Genomic DNA, 15,691 nt, shown 5'->3' on the forward strand with positions numbered 1-15,691 from the left:
GCCCGTGCGTGGTGTCACAGGCTCAGCCCGAGATGAAGCGCTCGGCGAGGTACACCGCGCCCGTCACCAGCGTGATCCGCTGGGCGGACTCGTCCCAGGTCGTGCCCTCCGGCTCCAGCGTCAGCACGGCCATGATCTTGCGGTCGTGGCCGCCGTAGGTGCCGGTGGTGTGCATCGCGGGACTGGTCAGGTCGAGGTCCGCCGACACCCCTCGTTCGGACAGCGGACCCTCCTTCGCGGCCCCGTTGGCGATCTTGGGCTTCGGCTCGACGCACGGCCGCGGCGGCACGTCGCCGAACCGCGACCAGCCCTGCTTGAACGCGACGTCACCCGGCACCGCGCGCGGGATGCCGAACGACTGGTCGAACCCGTCGGTCGCGCACGCCGTCGCCTGGTGCAGGTTCCCCATGACGAAGTCGCGGACCTTCGGGTGCGCCTCGTCGAGGACGTACCGGTAGATCGTCACGACGTCCGCCGCGCTGAGCGCCGTGTACCCCCAGAACCCCACGTTGACCGGCGGTGCGGTGTCGTGCAGGTGCAGCCGCACGACCGCGCGTTCGACGATCTTCTCCCAGCCCAGCCGGACCCAGAGCTCGCTGGCGGCGTTGTCGTCGCTGGAGCGCAGCATCGGCTGGAGCAGGGCGAGGTCCGCCGCCGGGATCTCGGTGTCGGCCCCGTAGGTCTCGAAGTAGTCGAGCGCGATGAGGATCTTCACGATCGACGCGGACCTGATCTTCTTGTGTTCGTTGTACTGCAGCGTGGTGCGGTTCGACGCGCGGTCGAACACCGCGAACGCCACCGTGACGTCGGAGGACACCACGGACTGCGGAGCGGCCGGTGCTTCCTGCGCACTGGCGGGGAGCACCGCGGTCGCCGCCATCGCGGCTGCTGCGACGAAGGCGGTTGCTGTGGAACGGATCTTGTTCACGGGCCGAACCTAGCGACCGGCGCTGACATTTCGCTCACGTCCGGTGTGACCGGGGCGACGGAAGCACTCGCGGAGCGCGTGCGTTGCACGGGATGTGGTCGAAGTCGACGTCGTGGTGGTCGGTGCGGGGCAGGCGGGCTTGTCCAGCGGGTACTTCCTGCGCCGGGCCGGGCTGGAGCACGTGGTGCTGGACGCCGACGCGGGCCCCGGCGGCGCGTGGCGGCACCGCTGGCCGACGTTGCGGATGGCCACCGTGCACGGCATCCACGACCTGCCGGGCATGCCGTTCGAGGTGGTCGACGACAGCGCGCCCGCCAACGAGGTGCTGCCCGCCTACTTCGCCGACTTCGAGCGGCGCAACGACTTGGCCGTCGTCCGCCCGGTGGGCGTGACCGCGGTCCGCGAGGGCGAGGGCGGCAGGCTGCTGGTCGAGAGCGCCGACGAGACCTGGTCCGCCCGCGCGCTGGTCAACGCCACCGGCACGTGGACGCACCCGTTCTGGCCGCACTACCCCGGCCAGGAGACCTTCCGCGGCCGCCAGCTGCACACCGCCGACTACGCGCGTCCCGAGGAGTTCGCCGGGCAGCACGTCGTGGTCGTCGGCGGCGGCTCGTCCGCGATCCAGCTCCAGCTGGAGATCGCCCGGCACGCCACCGTCACCTGGGTGACCCGCCGCGAGCCGCTGTTCACCGACGAGCCGTTCACCCACGAGATCGGCCGGGCCGTGGTCGCACGGGTCGACGAGGCTGTCCGCGCGGGCCGCCCACCGGCCAGCGTCGTCAGCGTCACCGGCCTCTTCCGCACGCCCGAGGTGCGCGCGGCGCAGGAGGCGGGCCTGCTGGACCGGCTGCCGATGTTCGACCGGATCACCCCGACCGGCGTCGCCTGGGCCGACGGCCGCGAGGTGCGCGCCGACGCGATCCTGTGGGCCACCGGCTTCCGCGCCGCCATCGACCACCTGGCCCCGTTGCGCCTGCGCGGTCCCGGCGGCGGCATCAAGCTCGACGGCACCCGCGTGGTCGCCGACCCGCGCGTCCACCTGGTCGGCTACGGCCCGTCGGCCAGCACCGTCGGTGCCTCCAGGGCAGGCCGCGCCGCCGTGCGCGAGATCAAGGAGCTGCTGGCGCCCGCACTAGTCTGACCGGGTGGGGAAAGCCGTTCGTCTGCTCGTCGGGCTGTCGCTCGGCTTCGTCGCGGCGCTCGTCGAGCTCCCGCTGCTGGTGTTCACGTGGTCGTCCGACCGCGTCGTGACCCGGCTCGCCGCGCTGGAACGCCGACGGCTGCTGGTGTTCCTCGGTGTGGACAGCGCGGAGCCCCTCGACCACCAGGCCCGCCGGTTCGTGGCCGTGCGGGCGCCGGTCGGCCTGCTGGGCGGTGTGGTGCTGGCCTGGCTCGGGTACGGCCTGTACTGGGCGGCGGTGATCGCCTGGATGCTCGTGACCGGTGGGCTGGACCTCTCGAACCTGCCGGAGCTCGGCTGGACGGCGCTGGCCGGTGTCGTGCTGCTCTACGTCGAGGTGCAGGGGATCGCCGGTGTGGTCGCGCTGGAGCGCAAGGTGGCGCACCGGTTCCTCGGGCCTGGCGAGCGGGAGCTGCTGCGGCGGAGGGTCGAGCAGCTGGCGCTGAGCCGGGCGGGGATCGTGGAGGCCGTGGACGCGGAGCGCAGGCGCATCGAACGCGACCTGCACGACGGCGTGCAGCAGCGGTTGGTGGCGCTGGGCATGCTGCTCGGCCGGGCGCGGCGCAACCCGGCGAAGGCGGAGGACCTGCTGCGCCAGGCGCACGAGGAGTCGGAGCGGGTGCTGGACGACCTGCGCGAGGTCGCCTGGCGGGTGTACCCGACGGCGCTCGACTCGCTCGGGCTCGGCGAGGCGGTGGCGGCCGTGGCGGACCGGTCGGAGATCCCGGTGCGCGTCGACTGCCGGGTCGACGGCGAGCTGGACGGCCACGTGGAGACGGCCGCCTACTTCGTGGTCTGCGAGGCCGTGACGAACGCGGCGAAGCACTCCGGTGCGACCGGGATCAGCGTGGGGATCAGGCGGGACGACGGGGGAGTGCGCGTGCTGGTGCGGGACGACGGCCGCGGGGGAGCGGACCCAGGGGGCGGAGGGCTGGCCGGGTTGGCGCGGCGGGTGTCCGCGCTGGACGGGACGTTCACGGTGAGCAGCCCGGTGGGCGGGCCGACCACGATCATCGCGGAGCTGCCGTGCGGGTGATCCTGGCCGAGGACTCGACGCTGCTGCGCGAGGGCCTGGTGCGGCTGCTCGTCGAGGAGGGGCATGAGGTCGTCGCGGCGGTGGGCGACGCGAAGACGCTGGTGCACGCGGTTGCCGCGCACCAGCCCGACGTCGTGGTGACCGACGTGCGGATGCCCCCGACGAACACCGACGAGGGCCTGCACGCGGCGTTGGAGATCCGCCGCCGCTGGCCCGGTGTCGGCGTGCTGGTGCTGTCGCAGTACGTGGAGCAGCGGTACGCCGTCGACCTGCTCACCGGGCCGTCCGACGGCGTCGGCTACCTGCTCAAGGACCGGGTCGTGCGGGTGGACGAGTTCCTCGACGCCCTGCACCGCGTCGGCGACGGCGGCGCGGCGTTCGACCCCGAGGTGGTGCGCAGGTTGCTGTCGCGCACCACCCGCGAGATCGGTGGGCTCACGCCGCGCGAGCGGGACGTGCTGTCCGCCATGGCCGAGGGCTGCACGAACGCCACCATCGCGGCGCGGCTGCACATCTCGCGCAGCGCGGTGGAGAAGCACGTGAACGGCGTGTTCGAGAAGCTGGGACTGTCCGCTGTGGACGGTTACAGCAGGCGCGTGCTGGCCGTGCTGCGCTACCTGGGGTCCTGACCGTCCCGGCTGTCCCGGCTGTCCTGTCCGCGCCGGGCCAGCCGGGACACCACGAACCAGGCGAGCGCGATCCCGATGAGCACGAGGACGGCGGTCGACACGAGCCCCAGGTACTCCTCGACCAGGTGCCACTGCTCGCCGAGCAGGTACCCGGCCATGATCAGGGCGGTGTTCCAGACCAGGCTGCCCGCTGTCGTCAGCGCGACGAACCTCGGCAAGGGCATGCGCTCGATGCCCGCGGGGATGGAGATCAGGCTGCGGAACACCGGGACCATCCGGCCGAAGAACACGGCCTTGGTGCCGTGCCTGGCGAACCACTCCTCGGTGCGGTCCACATCGGACACGTCCACCAGCGGCAGCCGGTCCGCGATGGCGCGGATCCGGTCGCGTCCCAGCAGTGCGCCGAGCTGGTAGAGCACCAGGGCTCCGACGAGGGATCCGGCCGTGGTCCACGCGATCGCGGCCACCAGGCTCATCCCGCCGCGACTGGCGGTGAACCCGGCCAGCGGCAGGAACAGCTCGCTGGGCAGGGGCGGGAAGAGGTTCTCCAGGGCGATGGCGATGCCTGCACCGGGGGCGCCGAGCGTGGTCATCAACCCGGTGACCCACTCGACGACGGCTGTGACGGGGCTGTTCATGGCCTCCAAGCTAGGAATCGCACCCCGTCGTCCACCATGAGGACGACCACACGACCGGGGTGTGGTTCTCCTCAACTGTTACCCGCGGCCGCCTCCGCCAAACCGCGCGCGCACCTGGTCATGATCTGCTGGAGGGCCCGCCGGTAGAGCCACCCGGTGCCCGGCACGACCGGCCGGAACGACGAGTGCCAGCGGATCCTGGTGCCCCCGCCGACCGGTTCGAGGTCGACGTAGGCGCGGTAGTCGCGCACCGCGAGACCGGACAGCAGCGCGTACCCGAGCCTGCGGTCGGGCACCAGCTCGATGATCTCCTCGCGGCTCACGACCGGCTTCGGGAACCGGTTCGTGCGGAACACCCGGATCGCGCCGACGCCCTCGCGCTCGGTCTCGCCCGGCCGTTCCAGCTCGAAGGAGTCCAACGTCGACCACGACGGCCACGTGGCCCCGTCCCGCACCAGCGCGTACACCCGTTCCGGACTCGCGGTCGTCTCGGCGGTGGCGTCCACTCTCTGTACCATGTGGTACATGTACCATCTGGTACATGCCGGGACAAGGGGATCGCCTGCTCGCCGCCGTGATCGAGCACGTCGCCGCGCACGGCGTCGCGGACCTGAGCCTGCGGTCGATCGCCGCGGCGGTCGGCACCAGCCACCGCATGCTCAACTACCACTTCGGCTCCAAGGAGGGCCTGCTCGTCGCCGTCGTCCGCGCCGTCGAGGAGAACCAGCGGCAGGCGCTGGCCGAGCTCACCGCAGACCGCGACAGCACTCCGGAACAGCTCGCCCGCCGGTTCTGGAAGCACCTCACCGACCCGGCGCTGCGCGCACACGAACGGCTGTTCTTCGAGCTGTACGGCCAAGCCGTGCAGGGCAGGCCGGGGACGACGGCGCTGCTCGACGGGATCGTCGAGGCGTGGGTCGACCCGCTCGCGGCCTACGAGCACCGCGCCGGACTGCCGCTCGACGTCGCCCGCGCACGGGCCCGCCTCGGCCTCGCCGTGTCCCGCGGCCTGCTGCTGGACCTGGTCGCCACCAACGACCTCGACGCGGTGAACGCCGCCATGGAGGAGTTCCTGGCGCTCCTCGGACGATCGTCGGACTGACGCTCCCGTTACCCCTACCGGGCGGTCGTGACCGGTTCGTATCCGGTGGTAACGGGTGGCGCGCCCCTCCGATGCTCTGGCCAACAACCGTTTCAGCGTCTGGAGTGCGTCGTGGTCGAGAACTCGTCCGCCGGTCTGGAGAAGTTGGCTGCCGAGGTGACGGTCACCGTCACCCGCGAGGAGCACCACCAGACCGCGCTGGCCCGCTACCCCGTGGCCACGGGGGAACAGCGGCACGTCGCCGTGGAGTTGGCGTGGTGCACGATCGGCTCCGGCAAGTACCGGGGGCAGCCCGCCATCGAGGTCCGCCTCGACGGCGAGCGCGTCGGCGAGCTGACGCACCTGATGTCGTTGCGCTACGCGGGAGCCGTCGCCCAGATCACCGCTCGCGGCGGCCGTCCCGGCTGCGAGGCGACGGTCGAACGCGGCGCCAAGGGGCTGGAGGTCTTCCTGCGGATGCCCCGCCACGAGGACGGCGTGCTCCCGATGCCCGCCCCCGCGGTCGTGGCGCCCGTCCCGATGGCGCCCGGCCAGGCTCCGATGGCCCCGGTCGCGCAGTTCCCGGCCGCCCCGCAGCGCCGCGGCCCGTTCGCGACGCACCGCCCCGCGTGGATCGCCGCGGCCGTGGTCGGCGTGTTCTTCATCGCCGCGATCGCCAACTCCGGCGACGACAGGTCGCCGTCGACGACCACCGCCGCCCAGCTCGGCGCGACCAGTGCCGCCGCCACGACGACCGCCGCCGCGAAGGCGGTCACCACCACGGTGAAGCCGACCACGACGTCGGCGACCACCACGACCACGACCACCACCACGACGACCACGACGACGACCGCGCCGCCCGTCGTGACGACGACCCAGCAGACCGCCGCCGCGCCGCCGCCCGCGCCGGTCCCCGCGCCCGCCCCGGTGCAGCAGCCCGCGCCGCAGCCGACGTGCGACCCGAACTACTCGGGCTGCGTGCCGATCGCCACCGACGTGGACTGCCAGGGCGGCAGCGGCGACGGGCCCGCGTACGTCCGGGGACCCGTCACCGTGATCGGGACCGACATCTACAAGCTGGACAACGACAAGGACGGCATCGGCTGCGAGTAGCCGCCAGGGCGTGTTCCGCGTCTAGGGCGTGTGTCGAAGTCCGTGTTCGCGGTAGCCGGGCCTGAGGCGGCCCCTGGGGGCACGGCCGACTGGCCCGCATACAACAGCGGTATGCGGGCCAGTCGGCCGCACCGCCAGGAACCACCTCAGGCGCGACTCCCATCGAACGAGACTTCGACACACGCCCTAGCGCGCCAGCAGCCCGTGGAGCGCGGCCGTCGTGATGGCGTCCGCCTCCTCCCGGCTCAGCGGCGCGTGGCCGCTGAGCAGGCGGAAGATCAACGGTCCGAACAGCATGTCGATCGCCGTCTCCACGTCGACCTCGTCGTCCACCTCGCCGCGCTCCAGCGCGCGTCGCCACAGCAGCGCGACGGCCTCCCGGCGCCCGGCCAGGAAGAACTCGCGGAAGTACGGCGCCCCCGCCGGGTCGGTCACGCACGCCGCCAGCAGCTGCGCGAACGTGGTCCCGGCGGGGCTCGCGTAGAACTCGCTGACCCGGCGGACCTGCTCGGCCAGGTCGCCCGCCGCGCTGCCGGTGTCCGGCGACGGGACGGCGTGCGCCATCTCGGCCCCGAACGCCTCGGCGGCGACGGCCGTGCGGCTGGGCCAGTGCTTGTAGATGGTCGCCTTGCTGACCCCCGACCGGGCGCTGATCGCGTCGACCGTCGCCGCGGGCAGGCCGCCCTCGTGGAGCAGCGCGCAGGTGGCCGCGAGCACCGACTCGCGGGCCCGCAGGCTCTGCGGGCGCATCAGACCGCGCTGTCCGACGCCACGGTCACGCCGCCTTGCTCAGCGCGTCGAACTCCTCGGCCGTGAGCTCGATGGACGCGGCGGCCATGTTGTCCTCCAGGTGCTGGACGGACGACGTGCCGGGGATGGGCAGCACCACGGGGGAGCGCTTGAGCAGCCACGCCAGCGCGAGCTGCGACGGGGTCGCGTCGTGCTCCTTGGCGGCGGTGTCCAGCGGGCCGCCCTCCCTGGCGAGCTTGCCGGTCGCGAGCGGGAACCACGGGATGAAGCCGATCCCGTTGGCCTCGCTGTAGTCCAGCAGCGGGTCGGCGTCGCGCTTGGCGAGGTTGTAGAGGTTCTGCACCGACACGATCGTCGCGAACTCGCTCGCGGCCTTCACCTCGTCGACGGACACCTCGCTGAGCCCGATGTGCCGGATCTTGCCCTCCTGCTGGAGCTTCGCCAGCTCGCCGATCTGGTCGGCCAGCGGCACCTTCGGGTCGATGCGGTGCAGCTGCATGAGGTCGACGCGCTCCAGGCCGAGGTGGCGCAGGCTCAGCTCGGTCTGCTGGCGCAGGTACTCGGGGCGGCCGACCGGGATCCACTGGTTCGGGCCCTGCCGGGTGAAGCCGACCTTGGTCGCGATGACGAGGTTGTCCGCGTACGGGTGCAGCGCCTTCTTGATGAGCAGGTCCGCGGTGAACGGGCCGTAGGCGTCGGCGGTGTCGATGAGCGTGACGCCCAGCTCGACCGCGCGGCGCAGCACGGCGACCGCGTTGTCGGGGTCGGGGGACTCGCCCCACACGCCCTTGCCGGGGAGCTGCATGGCGCCGTAGCCGAGGCGGGTGACTTCGAGGTCGCCGCCGATGGTGAACGTGCTGGTCACACTGTCCTCCAAAAAGTAAACTGAACGTACAGTTCACTTTAGCCCTGTTCGCCGTCCGCCGCCATGCCTAGAGCCACGCCTCGTCGTCGGTAGCGCGCGCCAGCACCCGGCGCAGCAACGTGCGCAGGGCCTCGGCCTCCCGTGCCGACGTCCCGCGCAGGAACTCCGCCTCCGCGCGCGCCAGCGGGCCGTGCGCCGCGACCAGCAGCCGTTCGGCGCTCGGCGTGAGCACCAGCCTGCGCGTGCGGCCGGACGCGCCGGGCTCGCGGACCAGGTGCCCCGCCCGTTCCAGCTCGCCGGTCATCTGGTGCAGCGACTGCCGGGTCACGCCGAGCTGGCGGGCTAGCTCGGAGGTGGTCAGCTCGGGCTCGTCGCGCAGCTGCGCCAGCAGCCCGAACTGGCGGACGGTCAGTCCGAGCGGCCGCAGTTCGGCGTCGGCGGTCCGCGACGCGATCGTGTGGGCGTAGGCGAGCAGGTACGGGATCGACGGACGCATTCGCCGATTGTCAGGCACCCTGACAGTTGGCGTGATTTCGGCCCTATTCTGCTCGGGCTTTCGCACCCGCAAGCCAGTCGGCGCCCTCTCCGGCGCGGCTGGCGCATGCCCGGAACCAGGAGGAAGAGTTGATCAGCACACGGGGGTTGACCAGGCATTTCAAGGTCAAACGGCGAATAGTGGAGGCGGTGCGGGGGCTCGACCTCGAGGTGGCGGAAGGCGAGCTGGTCGCATTCCTCGGCCCGAACGGGGCCGGCAAGTCCACGTCGCTGCGGATGCTGACGACATTGCTCGCGCCGACTTCCGGTGAGGCGCGGATCGCGGGCCACGACGTGCGCGCGGACCCGGCCGCGGTGCGCCGCCGGATCGGCTACGTCGGCCAGGGCAACGGCGCGGGCCCGTACTTCCGGGTCCGCGACGAGCTGGTGACGCAGGGCCGGTGCTACGGGTTCGACGCCGCCGAGTCGCGGCGGCGGGCCGACGAGCTGCTCGACACGATGGAGCTGGCCGACCTCGCCGACCGGCCCGCGGGCACGCTGTCCGGCGGCCAGCGGCGGCGGCTCGACATCGCGCTGGGGATGGTGCACCGGCCTGAGCTGCTGTTCCTGGACGAGCCGTCGTCCGGCCTGGACCCGCAGAACCGGGCGAACCTGTGGGAGCACATCCTGCGGCTGCGCGCGTCCGGCACGACGGTCTTCCTCACCACCCACTACCTGGAGGAGGCCGACGCGAGGGCCGAGCGGGTCGTGGTGATCGACCACGGCCGGATCATCGCCGACGACACCGCGCGACGGCTGAAGGCGGACCTCGCGGGCGACCACCTCACCGTGACCACCGACGACCCGGTCAGGACCGCGCGGATCGCCGACCGGGTCCCGCTCGCCCGCGAGGTGGTGGTCGACGGGAACGAGGTCCGGCTGCGGGTTCCCGACGGCTCCGCGGTCCTGCCGGTGCTGCTGCGCGCGCTGGACGCGGCCACGGTGGACGTGTGGACGGCCGAGGTCCGGCGGCCCACGCTCGACGACGTGTTCCTCGCGCTGACCGGCCGCAGCCTGCGGGAGGTGGCCGCGTGAGGCTCGTGGCGGAGACCGGGATCGTGTTCACCAGGGAGGTCCGCCCCACCCTGCGCAACCCGGTCGGGCTCGTCTTCGGGATGGCACAGCCGGTGGTGTTCCTGGTCGTGTTCGGTTCGCTGCTGTCCGGCCTGACCTGGGGTGACGGCGCCTCGTGGCAGTGGTTCGTGCCGGGCACGCTGATCATGATGGGGCTGTCCGGCACGGTGTCGGCCGGGTACCTGCTGCTGGCGGAGATGTCCGGCGGCTCGCTGGACCGGATGCTCGTCACCCCGGTCAGCCGGGCCGCGATGCTGGTGGGGCGCACGCTGAAGGAGTCGGTGCTGCTGCTCGCCCAGTCGACGCTGATCATCGTTGTGGTGCTGCCCTTCGGCTTCCGGCTGCACCTCGTCGGCGCCCTCGTGGCGATGCTGCTGCTGTCCGTGGTCGGCGTCGGGCTCGGCGCGTTCTCCTGCGCGCTGGCGGTCGTGGCGCGCAAGCAGGAGCCGATGTTCTACGTCGTGCAGCAGACGCTGATGTTCCCGCTGCTGATGCTCTCCGGTGTGCTGCTGCCGATCGACACCGCGCCGTCGTGGATGCGCCTGCTGTCCCGGCTGAACCCGTTGACCTACGTCGTCGAGGCCGAGCGCGCGCTGTTCGCCGGTGACGTCGCGGGCTCCGCGGTGCTCGGCGGCCTGGTCAGCGCGGTCGCGTTCGCCGTGGTCGGCGTGCTCGTCGGTGCCCGCGCGATGCGGCGCGTCGCCTAGCGCAGGGCCAGCTCGGCGAACACCAGCCGGTGGTCCGAGCCGGGCAGCGTGCGCTCGGTCGCCGACACGCCCACGAGCCCGTGGCCGTGCAGCACGTGGTCGAGCTGGACCACCGGCAGGGCGGAGGGCCAGGTCGGCGCCCACCCCCGCCCGACCTCGGCGTGGGTGTCGACCAGGCCCGCCGCGAGCAGGTCCCGCATCGACGCGTGGTCGAGGGTCGCGTTGAAGTCGCCCAGCACCACCACGTCCTCACCCGCCACGGACCTGAGTGCCGCCAGGTCCCGCGTCCACAGGTCCACGTCGCCGGCGGGGTAGTAGGTGTGCACGGCCACCACCCGCACGGGTTTCCCGCCCACCGCGACCGTCGCCGTCGTCTGCGGCCACGTCGTCGCCGCGTCGAGCGGACCACCGCCGGTCAGCGGTGTGCGCGAGTACAGCGACGAGTCGTCCCACGGCCTCAGCTCCCGGTACGGCATCAGCTCCCGCAACCCCGCGTCGTCCAGCCCTTCGACGGCTCCCGGCGGCAGCTCCTCCACCGCCAGCACGTCCACCCGCTCCGACCGCGCGAACTCCACCAGCGCCTTCGGGTCCACCTGCCCGACGTGCGAGTTGATCGTCGCCACCCGCACCCGCGCCGTTCCCTCGGGCGCCACCTCGTCGGCCACGAACCGCGGCGCCAGCACCACCAGCTGCACCACCACCAACCCGACCGCCAACCCCGCCGACCACCACGCCCGCACCACCGCCAGCACCCCGGCCACCACCACCCCGACCACAGCCGCCACCGGCACCCCGACCACCACCAACGCCAACACCGTCCCGTCGTCGAGACCGGTCAACCGGATGATCGTCAGCACCGCCGTGCAGACCAGGACGACCGCGCCGACGACTCGGGCGACGGACCGGACACGCCGCCGGGGCGGATCGGCGACTGCCATGGGGTGCTCCGTTTCGAGGGTTGCCCCAACTATAGTGGGGGAGTGCCCACTATAGTTGGTGGTTGGAGGTACGTGTGGAACTGAACAAACCGTTGGCGACGGTCACCCCGACCCTCGACGGCGAGGTCTTGGCCGTGCTCGCGAAGGTCGACACGGCGTTCACGGCGGGGCAGTTGCGACGGGTCCTGGGGCACCACTCGGAGGAGGGCGTCCGAAAGGTGTTGCGGCGCCTGGCCAGGCAAGGTGTCGTGCACGTGGAGAAGGCGGGCAACGCCTTCCTCCACCGGCTCAACCACGACCACCTCGCCGCCCAGCACATCATCGGCCTCGCCCGCCTCCTGGAGACCTTCCTGGCCCGACTGGAAGAACGCCTGGAGTCTTGGCCGGTTCCGCCCGTGTACGCCGCCGTGTTCGGCTCCGCCGCTCGCGGGACGATGACGGTGGACAGCGACCTCGACCTCCTCTTGGTCCGCCCGGACGACGCGGACGACGACCTGTGGGACGCCCAGGTCGCCCACCTGGTTGCCGACGTCGGCCGGTGGACTGGAAACGACCCCCGGCCGCTCCAGTTCACCGCGGCCGAGGTGGAGGCTCGGGGTGTCGACGAACCGGTGTTGCGCGACGTGCTCGACGAAGGTCTCACCGTCGCCGGGAACCGGTCCTGGCTGGCCGGGCGGCTGCGGAAGGAGAAGGGCTGACGTGCGGACGCGATCGTGCGACGACGAAGTCGGGCTGCAGCCACACGTCGGTGACGGCGGAAGAGGTCAAGCGGGCAGGTCGGGCTGGCGTTGGTCGAGCGGGCGCGGCGGGCAGCTGCGGGCTGATCGTAGAGCGGGCCGCGGCTCCCGGAGGCCGCCAGGACGGCCGCACGGCGTCGATCGCGTGATCGACGGCGTGCGGCCACCTCGGGCGGATGGGGCCGGAGAGACTCGAACTCTCACTGGCACGGACCTAGTCGCGACCAGTGTAGCGAGGTGTAGCGGGGCGTAGCGGAAGGACTGTTTTGGCTGGTCAGCTGGCAATTTCAGTACTTCCTGATGTAGCGGGGTGTTGTGCGGTGTAGCGGGACTTTGTCCCACGACTTGCCCCACGAGCACCGGTCGTGTTCAGTGCGATCGCGTCGCGGACGGTGTCGAATCCGGCGTCCGCCAGGTGCGCATACCGCCGACTCACTTCCCAGGACGAGTGCCCCATCGCTCGGGCCAACTCGGCCATGCTCACGCCGTTCTGGATCAGCCAGGAGGCGAATGTGTGGCGGAGGTCGTGAAGCCGGACGCGGCCCTCGATCTCCGCATCGGCCAGAGCGCGCCGCCATGGTCCGCGGCCGAACGGGTCCGACTTCAGTACTCCCCCACGCGGCCCTCGGAACACCAGGCTCCCGCCTGGGCAGCGGCCAGCCGTGTGCTCGACCCCGCACGTCCTCGCCTTCGGCAGAGTGGCCACATGCTGGCGCAGCAGCCCAGCGACATCGGATGGCAGCGGGACGTATCTCCTCTCCTTGTCCTTCGGTACCGCCTTCATGACAAGGCCCTTCTGGTCAAATTGCTCGATCACATTGATGCCGTTGCGTTCGAAATCGATTCGACTCGTGTGCAGTCCGGCTAATTCGCCGACCCGAAGCCCTGACGACACCGCTGTCCACACGATCAAAGCCGCAAGCGGATCCATGAAATGGGTAATGGATTCTACTTCGGTAGGTGTAAGAAAGCGATCCAAACCCTCCGGAAGGTCGGGCCACTTCAATCCTTTTACAGGGTTTACGGAAAGCTTGTTGTCGTGCGGAGGTGTTGCGGCATTGAGGCTTGCACAAAAAATCTGAACGGCCACTCGAATTGTCCACGGTGAGCGCTTCGATTCTTTTGCGGTCCACAATTTATTGTGACGGCTCTCCGGATCCTGGAGCGCCTTGACCCACGTCTTCCCATTGGTCATGTTGATCTGGTCCAAGTCCACATCCTCCCAGTAAGGGAGGATGTGGAGGTTCGCGTTCGAGCGATACTCCCGCTCGGTGGACGTGGCGATCCCGTGCGAGTCGATCCACGTCGCGAACCACTCGCCGTACTTCACCCGGCCTGCCTTCGGGTGCCGTGCTCCGGGAAGCCGTTGCGCCTTCTCGGCGGCCCCCGCCTCGCGTATGGCCTCGGCGGCCGTGTCGAACGTGCCTTCGACGTAACATTTTTTGCCTTGCCAGTCACGGTATCCGCCGCGGAACCGCTTGGACTTGAGCTGCTCTTTCCAGGGCATCAGGCCACCTTCCCGATCGTTGAGGTCCTGTCCTGTCGTGCGAGCGCGATGGCGTGGCGAGCAGTTTGGACGTCGATGCCAAGCGCGGCCGCAAGCTTGCGGGGGTCGACGGTGTCCAGGTCCTCGGGGAGGGCCTCGTCGGGCACCAGCAGTCGAGTGGTCTCGTCGACCACGACGGCTTCGTCGACCTCCTCGTCACCCTCGTAGCAGGGGCCGCGGCGCAGGTGTCGGACTTCGTGCATGAGCGTGACGACGAACTCCGGCAGATCTGCCTCAGCGGACACGGTCACGAGGTTCTCGTCGAAGTCGACAGTCCCCAGTTCGCCGGGGGCTGTCTGGGCTCTGCGGATGACGAGGTACGGAACGGTGTCGAGGAGCGCCAGGAGGTGGACAAGCACTGCGGTATGGGCGGCAGAGGTCATGCGCACCCATGCGCTTCCGGCCTGGAATTTGTTAGCAGCGTGATGATTTTACTGGTCGGTAGTCACACGCCTGGGGCATCAAGGCGTACAAGTGCTAACACGTCTACTGCGCCATGTGGGTTAACCGCCCAATAGTTGAATATTGGAGTTATTCCATGCTACTCGTCATGAGGGGGGCGGGGCCGCAATCGTGCGGCCCTTCGGACGCGGGGGCGCTCGCCAGTCGCCGTACCGGGGCGGAGCTCGGTGACGGACGCCCCCAGCTCGCCGCTCGCGTCGTCGCCGGTGGAGAGCTTTCCTCCGGAGATCAGCAGCTGGCGCACCATGTGGACGATGACCTTCCGCTCGCCCGGGTCGAGTCGGTCGGCTTCGACCGGCAGGAGGAAGGGCTCTGGCTTCTGGACGCCCGCTAGTTCGACCGCGCGATCGCCGGAGATCCTGAGGGCGTCGGCTACCGCGCGGACCGTCTGCTCGTCGGGCCGCTTGGTAACACCGTTCAGGAGGTTCTGGACAGTGGTCGGGGACACATTGGCGGCGTCCGCAATTTGGCGGAGCGACAGGCCATTCTTGTCCTTCGCGGCGTTCAGAAAGTCGGTCAACTCGCTCACGTACAGAACCCCTTTGATCACGGCGGGAAGGCCGATACGCGGGACAGCAAGGGGAAGTGTCCCACGTTTAGTTACCTTGTCGTGACTGAAGTTCGCCAAACCTGCACTACGGAGGTGGCGTAACCAACTCGTGACCGTCCAGTGTCCCGCTACTTGTTGCTGTCACGCGGGACACGTGTCTAGTCTCAGTGGAGTAAGGCCAACCCCGAAAACTGCCGCCTGAAGGGAGGCCTGGGTGCACCTCATAGCGAACGACGCGCTCACGTACTGGATGACGGAGCGCAAGGTCAGTGTCCGAGCGCTCGCCAGGGCGGTCGACCGTGGACCCTCCACGATCGACCGTCTTCGCACCGGCAAGCAGAAGTACTGCGACCCCGAGGTGGCGCGCCGCATTGAGACGGTGCTGAACGTGAGCACCGGAAGCCTCTTTGTCGTGCCCGCCGCGTCCAGCGTCCAGCGCCGCCGCACTGGACAGAAGGTTGCAGCGTGAGCCCCGCGAGCCCGGCCGAGCTGGCGACCACCGACCGGCGCACCTGGCTGAACACCGCCGACGTCGCCGCCCGCTCTCGTCGCCACAACGTGACGATCCGGCGGGCCGCCTCGAGCGGCGAACTGCACAGCCACCAGCCCGCGCAGCGCGGACACCGCAGATTCCACATCGACGCCGTGGACGCCTGGATGCGCGGTCAGAACAAGCAGCAGCAGGCTGCGGCGTGCGGGTGTCAGCGCCTGCAGGGAGTGAAGCGCCGAGGTGCGGCATGACCGAGTCCGAACTGCGCGCGATCTGCGCCGCTCAGGCCCGCGTCGACCTGCAACTGGTTCTGCCGTGGGAGTCCACGGAGAACGAGAAGCTGCGCGCCGCGATCGCTGACCCGTGCGTCGCCTTCTACGGCCGTCGGCCCGACATCACCGCCTAGTCACAAAAAACGGGCCGCCCGAACCCG

General features: G+C 70.7%; 21 protein-coding genes. 11 read left to right on the forward strand and 10 right to left on the reverse strand.

All coding sequences use genetic code 11. From position 1 onward, the window contains the following. Positions 1-22: 22 nt before the first annotated feature. Complete coding sequence (locus CLV43_RS37875) at positions 23-928, reverse strand: serine hydrolase (protein WP_245887277.1); 906 nt, start codon at positions 926-928, stop codon at positions 23-25. Between the two features lie 94 nt (positions 929-1,022). Between CLV43_RS37875 and CLV43_RS37880 the strand changes: the two genes are divergently transcribed. Genes CLV43_RS37880 through CLV43_RS37890 form a run of 3 tightly spaced genes read left to right on the forward strand, consistent with a single transcriptional unit; the run spans position 1,023 to position 3,773 of the window. Beyond that, the gene (locus tag CLV43_RS37880) at positions 1,023-2,069 is read left to right on the forward strand and encodes an NAD(P)-binding domain-containing protein (RefSeq protein ID WP_106193740.1); all 1,047 of its coding nucleotides are present in this window, start codon (positions 1,023-1,025) and stop codon (positions 2,067-2,069) included. Between the two features lie 4 nt (positions 2,070-2,073). Further along, the gene (locus CLV43_RS37885; protein WP_106193742.1) at positions 2,074-3,144 is read left to right on the forward strand and encodes a sensor histidine kinase; all 1,071 of its coding nucleotides are present in this window, start codon (positions 2,074-2,076) and stop codon (positions 3,142-3,144) included. Next, complete coding sequence (locus CLV43_RS37890; RefSeq protein ID WP_170156191.1) at positions 3,135-3,773, forward strand: response regulator transcription factor; 639 nt, start codon at positions 3,135-3,137, stop codon at positions 3,771-3,773. The genes CLV43_RS37885 and CLV43_RS37890 overlap by 10 nt, the downstream gene beginning before the upstream one ends. Here the strand turns inward: CLV43_RS37890 and CLV43_RS37895 are convergent. Both CLV43_RS37895 and CLV43_RS37900 read right to left on the reverse strand, forming a co-directional pair. Then, a complete protein-coding gene (locus CLV43_RS37895; RefSeq protein ID WP_106193744.1) occupies positions 3,758-4,411 on the reverse strand; it encodes a DedA family protein in 654 nt (217 codons plus the stop codon). The genes CLV43_RS37890 and CLV43_RS37895 overlap by 16 nt on opposite strands. A gap of 71 nt (positions 4,412-4,482) precedes the next feature. Beyond that, positions 4,483-4,929, reverse strand: coding sequence for an SRPBCC family protein (locus tag CLV43_RS37900; RefSeq protein ID WP_106194016.1), 447 nt, complete (start codon positions 4,927-4,929; stop codon positions 4,483-4,485). Positions 4,930-4,952: 23 nt separating this feature from the next. Between CLV43_RS37900 and CLV43_RS37905 the strand changes: the two genes are divergently transcribed. Both CLV43_RS37905 and CLV43_RS47365 read left to right on the forward strand, forming a co-directional pair. Beyond that, complete coding sequence (locus CLV43_RS37905) at positions 4,953-5,513, forward strand: TetR/AcrR family transcriptional regulator (protein WP_106193745.1); 561 nt, start codon at positions 4,953-4,955, stop codon at positions 5,511-5,513. 111 nt (positions 5,514-5,624) lie between these two features. Then, the gene (locus CLV43_RS47365) at positions 5,625-6,605 is read left to right on the forward strand and encodes a hypothetical protein (RefSeq protein ID WP_146175064.1); all 981 of its coding nucleotides are present in this window, start codon (positions 5,625-5,627) and stop codon (positions 6,603-6,605) included. 186 nt (positions 6,606-6,791) lie between these two features. Here CLV43_RS47365 and CLV43_RS37920 read toward each other — a convergent pair whose 3' ends face one another. The 3 genes from CLV43_RS37920 to CLV43_RS37930 all read right to left on the reverse strand — a co-directional run bounded on the left by CLV43_RS37920 (position 6,792) and on the right by CLV43_RS37930 (position 8,716). Beyond that, the gene (locus tag CLV43_RS37920) at positions 6,792-7,355 is read right to left on the reverse strand and encodes a TetR/AcrR family transcriptional regulator (protein ID WP_106193751.1); all 564 of its coding nucleotides are present in this window, start codon (positions 7,353-7,355) and stop codon (positions 6,792-6,794) included. Positions 7,356-7,380: 25 nt separating this feature from the next. Then, a complete protein-coding gene (locus CLV43_RS37925) occupies positions 7,381-8,220 on the reverse strand; it encodes an aldo/keto reductase (protein WP_211304750.1) in 840 nt (279 codons plus the stop codon). A 67-nt stretch (positions 8,221-8,287) separates the two neighbouring features. Continuing rightward, positions 8,288-8,716: a MarR family winged helix-turn-helix transcriptional regulator gene (locus CLV43_RS37930; protein WP_106193755.1), complete on the reverse strand. Its 429-nt coding sequence runs from the start codon at positions 8,714-8,716 to the stop codon at positions 8,288-8,290. Positions 8,717-8,844: 128 nt separating this feature from the next. Between CLV43_RS37930 and CLV43_RS37935 the strand changes: the two genes are divergently transcribed. After that, entirely contained in the window at positions 8,845-9,789 is a 945-nt protein-coding gene (locus CLV43_RS37935; protein ID WP_106193757.1) for an ABC transporter ATP-binding protein, read from the forward strand. Beyond that, on the forward strand, positions 9,786-10,535 hold the full coding sequence (locus CLV43_RS37940; protein WP_106193759.1) for an ABC transporter permease: 750 nt from the start codon (positions 9,786-9,788) through the stop codon (positions 10,533-10,535). Before CLV43_RS37935 ends, CLV43_RS37940 begins: the two co-directional genes overlap by 4 nt. Here the strand turns inward: CLV43_RS37940 and CLV43_RS37945 are convergent. After that, positions 10,532-11,473: an endonuclease/exonuclease/phosphatase family protein gene (locus tag CLV43_RS37945; RefSeq protein WP_170156192.1), complete on the reverse strand. Its 942-nt coding sequence runs from the start codon at positions 11,471-11,473 to the stop codon at positions 10,532-10,534. The two genes, CLV43_RS37940 and CLV43_RS37945, sit on opposite strands and share 4 nt — an antisense overlap. Positions 11,474-11,547: 74 nt before the next feature. Here CLV43_RS37945 and CLV43_RS37950 point away from each other — a divergent pair, with 74 nt between their 5' ends. After that, positions 11,548-12,171, forward strand: a complete 624-nt coding sequence (locus CLV43_RS37950) for a nucleotidyltransferase domain-containing protein (RefSeq protein WP_106193761.1) — start codon at positions 11,548-11,550, stop codon at positions 12,169-12,171. Positions 12,172-12,484: 313 nt separating this feature from the next. On the opposite strand, the gene CLV43_RS37955 is transcribed toward CLV43_RS37950, so the two are convergent. The 3 genes from CLV43_RS37955 to CLV43_RS37965 all read right to left on the reverse strand — a co-directional run bounded on the left by CLV43_RS37955 (position 12,485) and on the right by CLV43_RS37965 (position 14,747). After that, on the reverse strand, positions 12,485-13,717 hold the full coding sequence (locus CLV43_RS37955) for a tyrosine-type recombinase/integrase (protein WP_106193762.1): 1,233 nt from the start codon (positions 13,715-13,717) through the stop codon (positions 12,485-12,487). Further along, positions 13,717-14,139 carry a hypothetical protein gene (locus CLV43_RS37960; protein WP_146175065.1) on the reverse strand — a complete coding sequence of 141 codons (423 nt, stop codon included), beginning with the start codon at positions 14,137-14,139 and terminating at the stop codon, positions 13,717-13,719. The genes CLV43_RS37955 and CLV43_RS37960 overlap by 1 nt, the downstream gene beginning before the upstream one ends. Positions 14,140-14,297: 158 nt before the next feature. Continuing rightward, positions 14,298-14,747, reverse strand: a complete 450-nt coding sequence (locus CLV43_RS37965) for a helix-turn-helix domain-containing protein (RefSeq protein ID WP_170156193.1) — start codon at positions 14,745-14,747, stop codon at positions 14,298-14,300. Positions 14,748-14,982: 235 nt separating this feature from the next. Here CLV43_RS37965 and CLV43_RS37970 point away from each other — a divergent pair, with 235 nt between their 5' ends. The 3 genes from CLV43_RS37970 to CLV43_RS48150 are packed head-to-tail and all read left to right on the forward strand — an operon-like array spanning position 14,983 to position 15,664. Continuing rightward, complete coding sequence (locus CLV43_RS37970; protein WP_106193767.1) at positions 14,983-15,237, forward strand: helix-turn-helix domain-containing protein; 255 nt, start codon at positions 14,983-14,985, stop codon at positions 15,235-15,237. After that, positions 15,234-15,509, forward strand: coding sequence for a helix-turn-helix domain-containing protein (locus CLV43_RS37975; RefSeq protein ID WP_106193769.1), 276 nt, complete (start codon positions 15,234-15,236; stop codon positions 15,507-15,509). Before CLV43_RS37970 ends, CLV43_RS37975 begins: the two co-directional genes overlap by 4 nt. Continuing rightward, positions 15,506-15,664: a hypothetical protein gene (locus CLV43_RS48150; RefSeq protein WP_170156194.1), complete on the forward strand. Its 159-nt coding sequence runs from the start codon at positions 15,506-15,508 to the stop codon at positions 15,662-15,664. Before CLV43_RS37975 ends, CLV43_RS48150 begins: the two co-directional genes overlap by 4 nt. Positions 15,665-15,691: the final 27 nt, after the last annotated feature.

Source organism: Umezawaea tangerina, assembly GCF_003002815.1.
In the GTDB taxonomy this organism is placed as follows: Bacteria; Actinomycetota; Actinomycetes; order Mycobacteriales; family Pseudonocardiaceae; genus Umezawaea; species Umezawaea tangerina.